The organism is Nostoc sp. PCC 7107 (genome assembly GCF_000316625.1).
Classification (GTDB): domain Bacteria; phylum Cyanobacteriota; class Cyanobacteriia; order Cyanobacteriales; family Nostocaceae; genus Nostoc_B.
On record NC_019676.1, the window covers coordinates 1,171,329 to 1,187,739 of the forward strand.

Annotated in this window: 13 protein-coding genes; 6 read left to right on the forward strand and 7 right to left on the reverse strand. The window is 38.4% G+C overall.

The features are described 5' to 3' along the window. Positions 1-8 precede the first annotated feature (8 nt). The 3 genes from NOS7107_RS04990 to NOS7107_RS05000 form a co-directional block, all read right to left on the reverse strand. Positions 9-1,154 (reverse strand): SpoIID/LytB domain-containing protein, encoded by a 1,146-nt coding sequence (locus NOS7107_RS04990; protein WP_044499686.1) that lies wholly within the window; start codon positions 1,152-1,154, stop codon positions 9-11. Positions 1,155-1,370: 216 nt separating this feature from the next. Then, positions 1,371-3,548 carry a polysaccharide biosynthesis tyrosine autokinase gene (locus NOS7107_RS04995; RefSeq protein ID WP_015111898.1) on the reverse strand — a complete coding sequence of 726 codons (2,178 nt, stop codon included), beginning with the start codon at positions 3,546-3,548 and terminating at the stop codon, positions 1,371-1,373. Positions 3,549-4,785: 1,237 nt separating this feature from the next. Beyond that, positions 4,786-5,232: a hypothetical protein gene (locus tag NOS7107_RS05000; protein ID WP_015111899.1), complete on the reverse strand. Its 447-nt coding sequence runs from the start codon at positions 5,230-5,232 to the stop codon at positions 4,786-4,788. Between the two features lie 120 nt (positions 5,233-5,352). On the opposite strand from NOS7107_RS05000, the gene petN reads away from it, so the two are divergent. The 3 genes from petN (at position 5,353) to NOS7107_RS05005 (ending at position 9,463) form a co-directional block, all read left to right on the forward strand. Then, entirely contained in the window at positions 5,353-5,442 is a 90-nt protein-coding gene (gene petN, locus NOS7107_RS27580; RefSeq protein ID WP_083468698.1) for a cytochrome b6-f complex subunit PetN, read from the forward strand. A 7-nt stretch (positions 5,443-5,449) separates the two neighbouring features. Continuing rightward, entirely contained in the window at positions 5,450-5,611 is a 162-nt protein-coding gene (locus tag NOS7107_RS28935) for a hypothetical protein (RefSeq protein ID WP_085999802.1), read from the forward strand. Between the two features lie 726 nt (positions 5,612-6,337). Further along, positions 6,338-9,463 (forward strand): GAF domain-containing protein, encoded by a 3,126-nt coding sequence (locus NOS7107_RS05005; protein ID WP_015111900.1) that lies wholly within the window; start codon positions 6,338-6,340, stop codon positions 9,461-9,463. Positions 9,464-9,527: 64 nt separating this feature from the next. On the opposite strand, the gene NOS7107_RS05010 is transcribed toward NOS7107_RS05005, so the two are convergent. The 3 genes from NOS7107_RS05010 to NOS7107_RS05020 all read right to left on the reverse strand — a co-directional run bounded on the left by NOS7107_RS05010 (position 9,528) and on the right by NOS7107_RS05020 (position 12,418). After that, positions 9,528-10,628: a hypothetical protein gene (locus NOS7107_RS05010; RefSeq protein ID WP_015111901.1), complete on the reverse strand. Its 1,101-nt coding sequence runs from the start codon at positions 10,626-10,628 to the stop codon at positions 9,528-9,530. Between the two features lie 222 nt (positions 10,629-10,850). Continuing rightward, complete coding sequence (locus NOS7107_RS28440; RefSeq protein WP_015111902.1) at positions 10,851-11,021, reverse strand: ssl1498 family light-harvesting-like protein; 171 nt, start codon at positions 11,019-11,021, stop codon at positions 10,851-10,853. Between the two features lie 185 nt (positions 11,022-11,206). Further along, positions 11,207-12,418, reverse strand: coding sequence for a hypothetical protein (locus tag NOS7107_RS05020; RefSeq protein WP_253274551.1), 1,212 nt, complete (start codon positions 12,416-12,418; stop codon positions 11,207-11,209). A 369-nt stretch (positions 12,419-12,787) separates the two neighbouring features. On the opposite strand from NOS7107_RS05020, the gene NOS7107_RS05025 reads away from it, so the two are divergent. The 3 genes from NOS7107_RS05025 to NOS7107_RS05035 all read left to right on the forward strand — a co-directional run bounded on the left by NOS7107_RS05025 (position 12,788) and on the right by NOS7107_RS05035 (position 14,826). Beyond that, a complete protein-coding gene (locus NOS7107_RS05025; RefSeq protein ID WP_015111904.1) occupies positions 12,788-13,258 on the forward strand; it encodes a hypothetical protein in 471 nt (156 codons plus the stop codon). A gap of 149 nt (positions 13,259-13,407) precedes the next feature. Continuing rightward, the gene (locus NOS7107_RS05030) at positions 13,408-14,187 is read left to right on the forward strand and encodes a trans-aconitate 2-methyltransferase (protein WP_015111905.1); all 780 of its coding nucleotides are present in this window, start codon (positions 13,408-13,410) and stop codon (positions 14,185-14,187) included. A 108-nt stretch (positions 14,188-14,295) separates the two neighbouring features. Continuing rightward, positions 14,296-14,826, forward strand: coding sequence for a hypothetical protein (locus NOS7107_RS05035; protein ID WP_015111906.1), 531 nt, complete (start codon positions 14,296-14,298; stop codon positions 14,824-14,826). A 91-nt stretch (positions 14,827-14,917) separates the two neighbouring features. Here the strand turns inward: NOS7107_RS05035 and NOS7107_RS05040 are convergent, their stop codons facing one another. After that, on the reverse strand, positions 14,918-16,078 hold the full coding sequence (locus NOS7107_RS05040; protein ID WP_015111907.1) for an extracellular solute-binding protein: 1,161 nt from the start codon (positions 16,076-16,078) through the stop codon (positions 14,918-14,920). Positions 16,079-16,411: the final 333 nt, after the last annotated feature.

The following is a 16,411-nucleotide window of genomic DNA, read 5'->3' on the forward strand; positions in this document are numbered from 1 at the left end:
GAATTTTTTTATTTCGCCTTAATCGGTGTAAGAGCTACACCTTGATAATAATGACCTAAAATTTGCAGGTGGTTAATACCGCGTCGAGCTAGATTGTATGCGCCCCATTGGCTCATTCCTAACCCATGACCAAAACCTAAGCCTTGTAGCACAAAACTCCCATCTGCATTTTTACTCACATTAAAGCGGGTACTTCTCAGTTTCAGTGTGGTACGTACTGCTTCACCTTGTAGAACTTTTGTACCTTTGTCTCCCACAATTTTTAAAGCTTTGACACTGCGAAAAGGTGAATACTTTTCGGGAATTATTTCCTTGACATTGCCAACACCAGAAATTCTGGCGCTAATTTCCGCAGGGGAGAAGGTTTTCACCCAATTACACTCTTTGATATCTTGATCGTAGTCTTTAACAGCCCGCAGGTAAGGCAAAGTATTTCCCCAAACATCTTCTACATTTTCGGTATGTCCACCAGAACAAGCATGGAACACCGAGAGAATAATTTTGTTGTTATAAGTAAGTACCTGCCCAGCCGTGTTATCCACCGCAGCGTAAGTAGTAGGAGATTCACTGATAACTCCTTTATAAATCTGCCAGCGATCAGGGCTATCACCTAAATCATAAATAGGATTATTGCGTTGTTTTTCCCGTTCGTAGAGAGCGTAAGTCCGAGCAGCAATTGCTTGAGCTTTGAGAGCTTCTTGTGGCCAGCTGCTATTCATTTCGCCACCAAGGACGCTGTAAAGGTATTCTTCGGCATCAACCCAGTTAACCGCAGTTAAGCCTTTTTCTGTAGGGACAACTAAAGTTCTACCTCGATACCAGCGATCGCCAATATAAACAAATCCTTTACCTGTTGGTTCAATCCAAAATAACCCAGATTGCCACTTATCTAAGGCAACTCCTCCAGAAATTGCTTGAGCATAATATGCGCTCATGGCTGGTAATTGTCCTAGGGTGCGTCCGGTACTATCCTTAACCAAAGCAGATGTAGAACTACCGACTTTTACTTGATTAACTCCCCTCTCAATGGCCACGCGTAAAATTACCGATGCTTGAGCAGGAGCAACCAAAGCAATCCACAAGAGGATACCCATCCACCAATGCCGGAATTTAACCTGAGAAAATAAAGAGCCTAAAAACAGTTGGAATTTCATACTGATCATCTAATCACACTAGTATCTGCTTGATGCTTGGGACTATGGCATCTACCACTCAAGATGAGACAGTTCTCCAACATCTGAGGTTGCCGCCTCCTATCAATTATGCACTGTATTTTTTGGAGAGATAAGAAAAAGAGGCACAGGAAAATGCAGAAATAGTCGATAGGAAGCAGAAGAAATACAAATGAAAACTATGGAATATTCACCAAACTAAACCTGTTGGTGGCTTCTTACGCCATTAGCGATAATACCAATTAAATTTAACTGGCTTAAGATTTCTTGAGATTGAATTAAATCACTTTGGGTAAGTTGACCCATACGCCCTACCATGACAATTTCTTGGCAATATCCAGCTAAAATTCTCGCATCGGCCGTGCCTAAAATTGGCGGGGCATCAACTAGCACTAAATCATAAGTTTGCTCAAACTGTTTAATCAGTTCTTTCATTCGCTGAGAACTGAGCAACCTAATAGTATCTTCTGGTTGAGGCCCAGTAGTCAAAACATCAATTAACGGATGAACAGGTTGAATATAATTATGAATATGGTTGCTTGTTTCATCTAGTAATAATAGAGATAAACCCCAATCATTGGATAATTGCAGAATTTTATGTAAGTTAGGATACTGAAAGTTAGCGTCAATTAACAGAATGCGTCTGTGCATTCGAGCCGCACTAGCCGCCAGTCCTAATAACAAAGTAGTCTTACCTTCCCCAGATAATGCTGAAGTAAACATCAAAGATTTGGAATGTAAAGAATACTTGGATATCTGAAGGTTTTGGTAGAGGATATCTAACGTTTCATGACATGGCAACCAACTATCAGTTTCTCCAAAATAATAATTTATATTCTGTTGTTTATTTCCCGAAATATTTGGTAGCCATTTCTTCAATCCTCTTGGCGCTAATTTGGGAACCGACCCCAGTAATCGTAAATTTGTTGACTGTTGTAATTCTTTTGTTGAGTAAATAGTCCGAGTAAACATTCCCCAGCTTAAGGCTACGGCAATACCTAAAATAGGACTAACTATCATACCGCCTAACAAGAGTGATAATCTATTAATTCCTCTGAGTTTACCTAAACTTGGTTCTTCTAACACCTGCCATTCCATTCCTCCTTGGGCAATTTTTAAACCCAAAGATTGTTGTGCTTGAAGCAGTTGTTCAAGTTGTTTACGTTTAGCTTTCGCCTCTGGTAATAAACGGTTATATTGTGCTATTAAGCTGGGATATTTACTGAATTCAAGCCGTAGTTTTTGTTCTGTTTCAGCCAAACTTTTTTCGTTGGCGACTAGTCCTAAAGCTGTGGTTTGGACTTGAAATAATTCTTGTAATAGTCTTGGGTCAACTCCCTCAGTCTGTTCTGGATTAGCATTGGGTTGTTTGATGTCTTCTAATAATTGATTGACCTCTTTTTTTAAGAGCCATAACTGATTCTGGCGTTGTTCTTTCAGTTGTTGGATCACGGGAGATTCATCTGTGTAGCGCTTCTGCTCTATCGCTAAAGTTAGTTCAGTCTTTTTAAAATCATTTAATATTGTTTGGTAGCGACTTGATTGGTTTAAATGTGAATTTATTCTAGCTTTACGCGCTGAAGTAGCTACTTCTTGCTGTAAATTATTGTAGCGAGCTTGTACATCTTGCATCTGGGCGCGAGTGATTTGCAATTGCTGTTGCACCCCAGCTAAAGATTCAATCAAAATTTTGGTTTGTATTTCTGGATCAAGTAGATTATATTTTCGACGAAAGTATTCTAAGTTTTTTTCTGCTTGATTAACTTCTTTTTTTAGTTGAGGTATGCGAGCATTAATAAAAGCTAGACCTTTATTTAAAGGTTCTTTTTGTTGTTGAATATTATAGTTTTGATAAACTTGTTGTAGTGCTGCAAGCACTCTCTTTGTTTTAACTGGATCGCTATCACTGAAAGAAATTTCTAATATTTGCGAAGGGACATTATTAGTTATAATTTTCTCATCTAATTTTGCTACTATAAGTTGCGCTTGTTTACCATTGATGTCTTCTATTGTAATATCTGGATAATCAGATCGTAGTAAAGATACAGCTTGTTCAATAAGTTTGGGATTCAAAACAATGTTTATCTGATCTGTGTAATCTACAACTGGTAGATTAAAATCTAAAATGTTGCTATCAGTTCCATTCATAATATTACTAGTTATGATTCCTGGTTGTGGATAAGAACTGACAAGCAATTGCATAGAACTTTGGTAATTAGATTTTGTATTCACAGCAATTAAGCCAACAACTGACATTACGGCACAAGATACACTTAGCACTAAAAAGCGGCGGCGACGCAAAATAGCAGATACTTGTTTAATAGTAACTTTTTGAGTTGGCAAGTTGAACATGATTTGCTGTTGATTAAAAATCATTTGAGCCTCTATGAAATTTTTAATTAGTTAAACAATTCACTAGAATTAAATCCAGGAATATTTTTAGCAATTACAAAACTTATTTGAGAAATTTCATAAATCGACCAAATATAATCTGGTATATTTTTTCCCTTTAACTATTAAGTGTCAAATCAACTTGATACTTAATAGCTAATCAGCTAAATAAGAATATTTTTTGAGCGTAAATAATTAAATATAAATAGTCAATGCTATTGAAAAATCTTTATTAGATTCTAATCATGGATTTTTTTTAATAGATGAGATAATTTAAATAGCAATATACTGAGAGTTATAAATAATGCTAGTATTTTACGGATAAAATATATTGCTTGATGTTTTGACAAAAATAAGTAAATAAAAATACTTGAATATATAATCAAAAAAGTTTGTATCGAGGAATACACAATAAACCAAGCCTTTGTATAATAAGCCAAATACAGCAATTATTTCCTGATTAAAGATGTTTTTCTACGTGAATTGACGAAAATATTAGCTATTAAATGTTAAAGATAATAGCATCATTAATAGTTATAAAAATACAAACATCTGTATCTAAAAAATATAGTTATGTTATCGAAAAATCCGACTAGTTAATAACCGTAGATTATATTTTTACTAGCGTAAAGTAAAGGCAATAACTTTTTAGTGGTTGTGGCGATTGAGTTAAGTGAAAAATTTATAAACTTACGAAATTTTTCCTGGTAAATGCTGAGGTAGTTTGTATGCACAAAATTTGCCTCAATTAGGACTAATAAATTTGGCATTGCTGATTCAGGGGATGATTTTTGTCTTTACATGTCACGTCTCTACAGTATTTCACGAACATCGAGACTGCTGTAAGTAGGTAGATGTTAAAAATTGGTGTTATGACAAGGCAGGAGGTGAGGCAGCCCCCGTCTTGGCGTTCCCGTCGTTCGCGTAGCATCTCCGTCAGGAGATGGGGGACTGCCGAACCCGAAGGGCAGAAGGGAAGAGGGTTTTAGATAATTTTACTTTTCGTTATATACTTCAGTTTATTTGCACAGTTCTGACTTGAAAATACTTTGCGCTGAAATTAAGCAGAAAAAATGACTGTACAGACTGTGTTTAACAATCCGAACTCAAGTAAAGACAGGTTATTTCAATCAGGCAAGAACGAACGAACTCTGTAGAACACCATGCTCCTTTTATTATCCCTTTTTCATGCGTTCTGCTGTACGCAGTTCATGACGGCTACTTAAATAGATGGAAAAGGTTTAACCCACCCAACTTGAATAGCTTGATCAAGCGCGATCGCAGCGACAATAAAGGACAGCACACTTTCACCAGCCAACACAGCACCAGCTAAACTCCAGTTAAATTCTATCTGCGCTAACCCCCGCACCAACCCAAAAGCCATAACCCCACCAGCTTTCAGTGGAAGATTTTGATCTTGGCGGATGATATAGCGGTAAGTAACACCAAATAGTAAACCAGAGAAACTGGCGATCGCCCAACTGACTAATAAGTACCAATGCAGAGTGACTTGCAAACTTGCCAGCATGTCAAAATATCTAGCCAATATTAGAGTATTAACTAAATTAGTTATCAACCAAGTAACACCCAGGGAAAAACCGCCAATCATCCCAGCTTTGAGGGATTCTAACCGTTCTGCCATTAATTGCGTATCTGACATTCTGTTCATTTGAAAAATAGGGAGTAAGGGATAAGGAGTAGGAACAATCTGATTCAGGCTTTCTAGTGTCCAGTTCCAGGTATGATAAATATTAGAGACCTTTTGTAATTATTTGCAAAACTTAGAACTATGGGAATTTTGACATTGGGTTGGGTATCACTACTCGTTGTGTTCACTTGGTCGATCGCAATGGTAGTTTGGGGACGCAACGGACTGTAGGGGTATCGTGGAAAGTCCATTTCTGAGTATTCTGGCATTACTCGCCTTCGTGCTGTTAATAGCAGTTACTGGTGGCGTTGGCTATTTAACACTGTCCGAATGGCGCGATCGCCGTCTTCGAGAAACCGAAAAACGCGAACAGCGACGTACATCTCCCAAAAAGCGATAATGCGATCGCAGTTGAATGACTTTTTTGCAGGAATGTGATGTTAGCGATCGCATTCCTGTATTGTTTGCAGTTACCCAATCAGTTTCTTGATGTTAAAATTTCTGTATTCTAGCCATCTTAAATGAGTGGTAAAATTACTTCTAAAGTTAGGTAAACCAAAAGTAGGATTTACAAACATATTTCCCTTGTTCACGAATAAATTAGGAATGTTACAGCCTCAACAGAAATTACTGTAAATATAATTTTTCTGTTTGAGTTGATCACATTACTCATTAATTAATTGTTTAAATTGACATAAAAACTAGTAATTCATAGATTTGAAGAATTTAAATTAATTAAAAATAAACGATGTGTGGGACTCCTGGTTGATTACTGAAATTATTAGTTTAGGCAGGAAACGGGAAAGACTTCGACAAGCTCAAAGTGGCGAAGTGTATCACAGGTAATAGGAAACAGTAAAAAAGCAGGTAGAAATGTAGTATTTTTTGCAAAAATCAAATATGAGTCCTATATGTAAATTAGATGTAAAGAGCATCATTGTGTTTATCAGTCTAGATTTAACGATGAAAGCGAATACTAAAACATTGAGCATTACTGAGTAATTTTTAACTTACGTGAAGTCTTATCAATTAATTTAGCTACATATCAAATCTTTTACTGTGATCTTTCCTAAGAATTAGGGAATTCTACAATAGAAGACTTTCAATATTTAAAGTCCTATCAGTAATGGAAAACTCTTCTACCATAAAACCGAATTCACAACAACCAGAATATCAGTCAGATAATTCATCCTCCCTATATCAAAGTGAAAAACAAAAAACCTTGTCTGGAGTAATTTCTCGGATTAGAGAAACTTTAGATATAGATACTATATTTAAAATTACAGTTACAGAAGTCCGACAGTTACTAAAAACCGATCGCGTGGGTGTGTTTCGTTTTTATCCTGAGTTGGGATGGGAAGGAGAATTTATCTATGAAGATGTAGGCTCAGAATGGGTTTCGGCATTAACTGCCAAACTAAAAGATCACTGCTTTGCTAAAGAATTTGCCGGACTGTACCAGGAAGGCAGAATTCATGCAATGGCTGACATATATCAAGCTGGTGTCAGCGATTGCCATGTCCAAATTTTAGAAAGATTTCAAGTCCGGGCTAACATAGCAGCCTCATTAATGAAAGGAAAAGACTTATGGGGATTGTTATGTATTCATCAATGTAGTGACTCTCGGCAATGGGAAGAGTCTGAAATTGAGTTTGTGCAACTTATCGCCGCACATTTAGGAGTTGCTCTACAACAAGCCGATTACCTCGAACAAGTCAAAATCCAATCGACACAACTAGCACAAGCACAAGCTAGAGCAAAAGCAGCTGAATGGCAGAGAATTATTGCTATCACCGTCGAGAAAATTCGCCAGTCTCTAGATATCGAAAGTATTTTCCGCACCAGCACAGCAGAAATTCGACAGCTGCTAAACGCCGATCGCGTCGCAATTTATCGCTTCAATTCTGACTGGAGTGGCGAATTTATCTTTGAATCAGTCGCCGATGGTTGGATTTCACTCATCGATGAACAGTCAACACAACCACAATTAAAAGAAAATGTTAGCGAGTGTAGCGTTAAAGACTTAGCTGAAACTCCTATCATGGATACTTATTTACAAGATACGGAGGGAGGCACTTTTACTAGAAGTGAAGTATATCGTATTTGTCATGATATCTATGATTATGGTTTTACAGACTGCTACGTCAAACTTTTAGAAAGCTATCAAGCCAGAGCTTACGTTATTATTGCCATTTACCACGGTCAAAAGCTCTGGGGTTTATTAGCCGTTTACCAAAACTCTGGCCGCCGCGATTGGCAAGAAGATGAAGTTTACTTACTTACCCAAGTTAGCACTCAACTAGGTGTAGCCTTACAACAAGCAGAATTTTTACAACAAATGCAGCTACAAGCAGCAGAAATTAGTAAAGCTGCGGAACGTCAAAGAGCGCTGGCAAATACTGTAGAAAAAATTCGCCAGTCCCTAGATATTGACGCTATTTTTAACACCACTACCCAAGAAGTGAGAAGACTGTTGGATGTGGAACGAGTAGCAATTTATCGCTTTTACCCTGACTGGAGTGGTGAATTTGTTGCTGATTCCATTGTTGATGGTTGGAATCCCAGTGTGAAACCCCAACCTGTCACAGAACGCGTATTGCTCAAAGAAACACAAGCTGGCAAATATCCCCGTCATGAAGTGTTTGTGCCAATTTCTCAAGGTGAAAAGTTGTGGGGCTTGTTAGTCGCTTATAAAAACTCTCAGCCCCGTTATTGGCAAGATGAAGAAATCAACTTACTAGCGCAAGTAGGTATACAGCTAGGTGTAGCATTACAACAAGCAGAAGCATTAAAACAAGTGCAGTTGCAAGCTGAACAATTAGCAAAAGCCGCCGAACGAGAACGCAAAGCCGCCGAACGAGAAAAGGCGTTAGCTGTTACAGTCGAGAAAATCCGCCAATCCCTGGACTTGAACACAATTTTTGTCACCAGTACCCAAGAAGTTCAGCGTTTATTGGAAGTAGATCAGGTGACAATCTATCGTTTTCGTCCCGATTGGAGTGGGGAATTTGTCGCTGAGTCAGCAGCCCCAGGTTGGGTATCGGTACGCAAACTGTTGAATGTGATTGCTAATGACTACTTGCAACAAACTCAAGGAGGTGACTTTGCTAAAGGACATACCCTTGTAGTTAGAGATATTTATAGCAATCAAGATGCTCATAAATATATATCTTTGAGCCAGTTGATGGAAGCGCGATCGTATATGATTGTGCCAATTTTTCAGGGCGATAAACTTTGGGGATTACTAGCTGCATATCACAACACCGCAGCACGTAATTGGCAAGAAGATGAAGTAGATTTATTGGTGCAGATTGGGAATCAATTAGGAGTAGGACTTCAGCAAGCAGAATTACTTGAACAAACTCAAAGGCAAAAAGAAGAAATAACACAAACTCTCAAAGAATTGCAGCAAACTCAAAGTCAGTTAATTCAAAGCGAGAAAATGGCTGGGTTAGGGCAGTTAGTTGCAGGTATAGCCCATGAAATTAACAATCCAATTAGTTTTATTTTTGGGAATATTACTTATTTGAATGACTATACTGAAGATTTGCTGACATTGCTGCGGATGTATCAGAAATCCTATCCCAAAGCTAAAGCAGAAATCCGAGAGTTTTGCGAACAAATAGATGTAGATTTTATTGCTAGTGATTTACCTAAGATGCTCACTTCGATGACGATGGGAGCAGACCGAATTTCGCAATTAGTGTTGTCTTTACGCACTTTTGCACGACTGGATGAAGCAGAAAAGAAACCTGTTGATCTACATGAAGGTATTGAAAGTACTTTGTTAATTTTGCAACATCGGTTGCAAGGAAATGATAATTCTCCTGTTATTGAAGTTATTAAAGAATATGGTGAATTACCTCGTGTAATCTGCTATGCAGCCCAGATGAATCAGGTTTTTATGAATATTCTCAATAATGCGATTGATGCTTTAGGAGATGCAGTGGTTGAGAATAAAATCACTGACCAACCAAAAATTTGGATTCAGACAAGAGTTAAAGCAGAGAGTATTATTCAAATTAAGATTGCTGACAATGGTTGTGGCATTCCTCATAATCTGCGATCGCGCATTTTTGAACCATTTTTTACTACCAAACAACCAGGACAAGGTACTGGTTTAGGTTTATCGATCAGCTACCAAATTGTTGTAGACAAACACGGCGGTCAACTCAAGTGTGTTTCTCCAGCGGGGAAAGGTTGCGAGATGTGGATAGAAATTCCTATGTTATCAAGAGATACAGCTATGTAGGGTTGGCTGTAGTGATAAGGAAACCCAACATAAGCAAAAATCTGTTGGGTTTCATTTTGTCAAATTAACACTGGTTTTTTAGCTTACCAATCAAGGTATTCAGATTGATTTGGCTAGGCCAGCCTAAAGGAAGATAGCTGGAATTGTATCCGCGATCGCGCAAATCTTGAATATATCTATTACGGATGTAGGTTGTATCAAAGTTACCAAGACCATTAAAATAAACATCCGTTAGGTGAGCCGGATCTAAAGCCATTTCACCTCTGTAAACTGCGCCATCATTTGAGTCATCCCAACCCCAAGGTGTATTAGCAGAATTGTTACTACAAGTTGGTGTACCAGCACCACAACTACCGCTAGAATCTCCCTTGAATGTTCCCCATGTCGCATAAGTTATCCCTGTAGAACTGGATGCTTCATCTAATTGACGTTGCCACAAACCACTAGAAGCAAATACATCAATTAACGCATACAATACATTGCGATCGTTCCCCGATTCAGATACTTCCGCAGTAGTTTTAGAAGGATAGTAGATAATTCCGTCTTGATTGCTACCTCCATTGAAATTTCCAGCAGGCCAAGCTCGTAAGCCATGACCTTTAGCTTCTTGTGTTGTCAAGGGATGCGGAGAACTATTGTAACTACTCGTGGTGAGTATTCCGTCAATATTTTCTGCACCGTTTGTTAAAGGACTACCAGCAGGTGTGTAGGAGTAAAAGTTTGTATGAAATACTGTGACGATACCTTCGAGTTTGCCAAAGGTTGTGCCATCTTTGCGAACGATCGCCAGCAAACCTTCTAAATCATTTTCGTGTTCTTGGTCGAAGGGAGTATCTGTCCAATCTTGCGGATGAAAGAAAGAATAAGTGATAAACCTGTGAGTACAAGTCTCAGCTACAGAATAGTAAGCATGAGCATTTAACGGATAAGCGGAAAGATTATCCCAATTATTTGTACCTCGCCAATCCCCATCATAGTTAAATCCCGTGATATAGTCGCCACTGTATTTAGTGCTATCGGTATCTTGATAGTGGATTGGCGCATGATAAGCCGCTAAATCTAAATCTGTGGGAGTTTGAGCAATTACTGGTAAATTTGTCAAAGAACCAAGGGCGATCGCCGCAATAATGCCAATCGCCATCAGCAAAACTTTTTTCCAAATCATCTATTCTCACCCTGAATGATCAACACAATTCAAGATAAAAACCGATCTTTAAGAATTGATGTGAATTAAGTTAAAAATAACTAAAAATATGGGTTAGAAGTAATCCCATTTCACCCTTCTCATTTAAATCCTAGGCAACAAAAAACCTCGGCGAAACTAACCGAGGTAAAGGGGAGAATAGAAATGACGATGAGTGATACAAATACTGAAATTTAGAAAATATTAGCTAATTGCAAAAGCAAACAAAACTAAAGCAGTCACAAACGTAGCAGCAACTGCGCCTTGTAAAACATAACGGCGTTGTTCCCAAATTGTTGGGAACTCAGCGCAGTAAACCTGGGGTTCAGTTGCGTAGTTATTGAGAACACCGTCTTCATTAATTGTGGTGTACATAGTTTTTTTCCTTAGCTGTTAACTTATGTAAATAAATATAACAAGTTTGTAACGAACTGTCAACAAGACTTGACAAAAAAAGGCTAAATAATTTAACAAAAGGCGATCGCATCTCCACAAAATTAAATAGGGGCGCAAAACGTTGCACCCCTAACGAGCTACCAAACTAATTTCAAAACTGGTTCCTAATTAAACCAAGCAGCAAACTGGAAGAATTGTCCCCGGAACACTTCTAACAACCGCACCCAAGTGTTTGTATCTGTGACTCTCCCCAACTCTAAATAGCTTGCAGCACCAGTTCCCTGCGCCCACAACACCAAATCAAAGTTACTGGGCTGAGTGAAGACTTTGTTTAAATTAATACCTCTAACCTCACGTTTTCGCCAGAAGGGAATTAACTTTTTCCCTGTCAGTAAGGTATCTGCTTCATCTAAAAAAGTCAGCCAGCTATCAATCATCGGTTGAGTAACTACAGCATTGGGAATTACTCCCTTTTGTTGAGGGTTGGGTAGCCATTCGCGATCATTATCGGTTTCCGCTAAAATCAATTTCCAAGATTGACGACTTAAGGCTGTAACTGTTTGAAAATTTTGGATTGCAGTTGTTAAACGTTCTGGTTCTGTGAGGGGAAAATTAATCAGATGAACGAACGCAACAATGTCGGCAATAATATCAAAATCAAACCCACCGGATGCAGTTCTACCCTCAACCAAAAATGGATAAGCGGTTTTTGGTTGAGCAAAAACTAGATGAGCAGTGGAATCAAACAATTTACTTTCGTCATAAGCCAACACCACCTGAGCGATCGCCGACAGTAAATTGCAATATCCCTTTAGCCAAATGACATCACCCGCATCAAAAGCGATCGCTAAATTTTGAGCAGCTTTTTCTGTAGCTGGTATCCCTGTCAATAAGCTGAAAGTTTTCCAGAAAGATTCATCTTCTTCTAGCTTACCATCAGCATTGAAATCGAGCCGTGTTAAACCAATCCGCAACGGTAGTTTGACTTGATTATCTTTGATCGGTTCGAGAGTATCTTTGACTTGAGTTAAATCATTAAGTAAATCTTCTAGAATCTTTCGTGCATCTTGATATGTTATTGGCTGCGGTGTTGGATTTGTCGGCACAGGAAGACGTAAAATCGGGAAGAATTGAGTCAGAACATTTTGCTGCAAACCATAACGGTAAAGTGACTGCATTAACTTTTGAGTTGCACCCATCAACTGCACAACTCCTAATTTAAATCGCGTCTGATCATCATCAGCATTTTCCTGAAGCTTGGCTAAAAAAGCTTCCTCTCCCTGTTGAAATTGAGCATTGATCAGATACTGCTCAATTTCAGAAGGGGGCGTAGCCGATTTGACCAGTGGTGTGAATGAGAATAACAAACTGATCACCAGTAAAAAAGAACAAACAAAAACACGCATAAGATTTTATGGTTTGAATTCAGATGTTGGCGCTACTTTAACCTAAATAATCATAAATTCTGCCAAATAATAGCTAAAAGTCTGATTTAGAGTGAATTAGGAGAAATAAAATTTGCTACTACATAACGTGTAGGGTTTTAGCTGTCTAGCCTAACCAGTAGCTACACGATTCAATGTATGCAGCTTGAGTCTACTTAGCAGATGAATTGTAATTGCTAATTTTCCTGATTTTTCTCGCATCCACCAACTTTTACGGAAATTCACGTAATAATTTCCACAATTTATGAAATTATTGGTTACGATTGTCTGGGTTTTACTGCTGGTGGGGTATGAATAACCGTGTGGTGTAAATATAGTTTTATTACTAGCGTTAGTTTGAGTCTCGCTTTATTAGTTACTGGTTGTGAAAATAAAACTTCTCAGTGTCAGCGGCTAATTCAAGTCGTGAATGAAGGAAATGCACTCATTGATCAAAATAAAGGGAAGCAAGCAATCACTAGCTTGCAACTATCTAAAGATTTAGAGGCAATTGATACAGCTTTAGAAGAACTAAAATTAGCAGATCCCAAACTCAAAGAATATCAAAGCCGTTTTCAGAAGGTGTTTGATAACCTCAGTCAAGCAATTGCTAAAGCGGCTAAAGCTTTGGCTGCTGCTAAAACAGCCGAAGCTTCACCAACTGGTAGAGAAAAAATCAAAAAGGCCAGAACCGAAATTGATACAGCTTTAACCGCCGCTGCTAAAACTGCTGGCAAAGAATCAGATACTTTAATGAATGATCTAAATAAGCACTGTAGTCAGTCTGAGTAAAAGTTTGAAGGCTGAAATTGAATATTTCCTGAATTAATATCTACCCTACATCAGTAGGGTATTTTGTTGCGTAGCAGTAATATGGCGCTGTTCAGGGCGTAATTACTATGTAAATATTAAGCAGTAAACACTTGGGAATTTCACTAAATATGAATAATATTTCGTTATCCAACGATAATTGGAATGCGTTTCTTTATCAAGAAAAACACGCTTTTGTGTGGCAATATGGCGAAGATTTGTTGCAATGGCTGAACCCCAAGCCAGGAGAGTTAATTTTAGATTTAGGTTGTGGAACTGGTCAACTTTCAGCCAAAATTGCTGAGTCTGGTGCTGAGGTGATAGGAATTGATAGCGCTATCACCATGATTGACAAAGCGAGACAAAATTATCCAAATTTACGTTTTGAAGTTGCTGATGCCCGGAACTTGCAAATAGAGCAGTCCTTCGATGCCGTATTTTCTAATGCTACCTTGCATTGGATCAAAGAAGCAGAGGCCGCGATCGCATCTATATATCAAACACTCAAACCAGGTGGGCGTTTTGTGGCTGAGTTCGGTGGTAAAGGCAACGTCCAGGCGATCGTACAAGCATTGTACGTTGCTTTTGCACAAATTGGTCTACCCAATCCCCAAGCCTTAAACCCTTGGTATTTTCCCAGTATTAGTGGGTATACCACCTTACTTGAGAAACAAGGGTTTGAAGTTAACCAGGCTATTTTGTTTTCTCGTCCCACGCCTTTAGCTGATGGAAAAGTAGGTATAAAAAATTGGCTACAAATGTTTGGTAGTAGTTTTTTATCACCATTATCTGCTGAGGAACAAGTAGAAGTTGTGCGTATAGTGGAAGATTATCTTCAGCCCACACTTTACCGAGATCATACTTGGACAGCAGACTATCGAAGAATTCGCATCTTCGCTATCAAAGTTTAGCTTGTGTGGAACTTTAGCAAGTAAAGGTAGACATTTATTTTAGATACATTTGGGATATGGGTAGTAAATTTCACTACCGTTAGTCTATGAATCAAAGGGTGTTAGTTTATGTCTAGACAGAAACTGCAAAAATCGTTGTCAATATTTCTAGGCTTTGGCTTGAGTGGAATTTTTCTTTCACTAGCTTCTCCCTCACTAGCCGAAACATCCTCAGTGCTGTTACCTTCAGATGCACCTTTGGAACTAGACTTATTAACCAAGCCCAACAGTACTGTAATTACAGCTAATACCATTAATCCACAAGGATTAACAACTCCGAGTTTATGGTTAGCTCAAGCTAATTCCGAAAATAAATTGTTGGATAATTGGATAGCATATCCGGCTAATGCTACAGCGCCTGGGCGAGTAGATGTGATTGTCAATCAGCAAATTTGGAGTATCTTAGATTATCTGGAACGTTACAGCTTTGTGAATCGTTTAGGTAATGTTGCGAGAAAAGACGTTTATAATCTACGAATTTTTAATTATCAGCAAGAACTTTTGGGGAGTTACACTTGTAATTTCCAAACAAACCCAACATCATGCCGCATTCAGATAAATTCTTTAAATAGATTGGGGTTGCAACAATCATCGGAGTGAGGGTGATAGAGTTAAAAGTTTTTAGTTCGTAACTTTTTTAAACGCAGAGTATTTCCAGCGCCTCGCTACGAAGTTTGTTTGTCTACTGAAATTAGCTGGTTTTGATTTTGGTAAACAGAGATTCATACTGTTTAGCTGTTGATGTCGGTAAAGCCAGCAGGAATTCACTTTTAGAGAAAACTTGATGATTTGTCTGTAACAAACTACGTATTGGTTCTTGAATATCGGTAGCTGCAATATCGGCAAAAATTGGTGAATTGGTTTTGGTCTTGGCAGTAATTTGCTTGGCTATGTCTGGTTGCCAACAAAAATCAATCCATTTAGATGATATGTCGTTTTTGCTGGCTTTTGTGGGACGTACCCATAAATCTGCCCAGATGGCTGTTCCTGACTGAGGAATAACTGCATTGAGTTGCGGATAACGTGATAGCAGTGGTAACACATCACTAGACCAACCAACGGCTAACCAAGTGTCGCCAGTAACTAGAGGTTCTAAATAGGTATTAGAACTGTAGAATTTTACTTGTTGGTTTAAGGTTTGTAGTTCTTTTTCGAGGTTGGGTACAGTGTCGAGATTTTCGGTGTTGTATGATTTGCCGAATTTCTTTAACACTAACCCAATTACTTCTCTAGGATTATCTAGTAAAGAAATGTGCGATCGCAATCCATCCCGCCACAAATCACTCCAATCTTGTGGTTGCCATCCCAATTCTCGGAATTTATGGCGATCGTATACAATCACTGTACTACCCCACCGATAAGGCGCAGCCCACACTTTGCCTTGAGGATCTAAGATACCTTGGTCATTGCGCGTTACTAGTTGTCGCCATCTTTCATCCAATTTCGACCAATATTGTAATTTTTGGACTTCTGCTGCTTCTAGCGGTTGAATTAATTTCTGTTCAATGGCGCTTTTTAGCCAATAATCTCCCAAACTTACCAAGTCAACTACAGTAGTTGTTTGCGAATTGATAAATGGAATCCAGCGAGTCCAAGCTTGCTTATCGTTGGTTTTTGGTTGTTCTTGCCAACTCTGCAATTGCTGATATAAATTTTGGATTTGGTCAACTGGGGCAAATTTTAGCTGCGCTTTTGGCTGCAAAGCTTGGCTAAATTTATCAACTACTTGGCTAGGAATAGAACTTTTCAATAATTGAATGCTGAGTTTGGCTTGGTTTTTATTGTCACACCCAACCAGTAGTTGCGACAGTGCCAATCCACCTGTACTGAGCAAAAATGATCGTCGATCCATTAATTTTGGATATGTAAACTTAGATTCTAGACTATTGTCTTACATTGCTCTCAAAAAGTGAGCTAATAAGAAAGAAGCTTTTTTGAAAAAATCTAGAATAAGTGCAAACTGCTATTTGCTCGTATTTTTAAGGGATCTGAAGTGAAATTGCCTAGTGATTCCTCTAGAATCAAAGTACTCGCTTAATTCCTAAAATAAATGCCTCCTAGTCATGGAGGCAAAGCGTAAAGCATCCTAATATTTCTGGTGAAACAATAACATATACTTCGTGATATTCAATGAGGGTAATCACCCTTCACTAAAAAGGCACACATTTGTGCGCTATTGAATTAT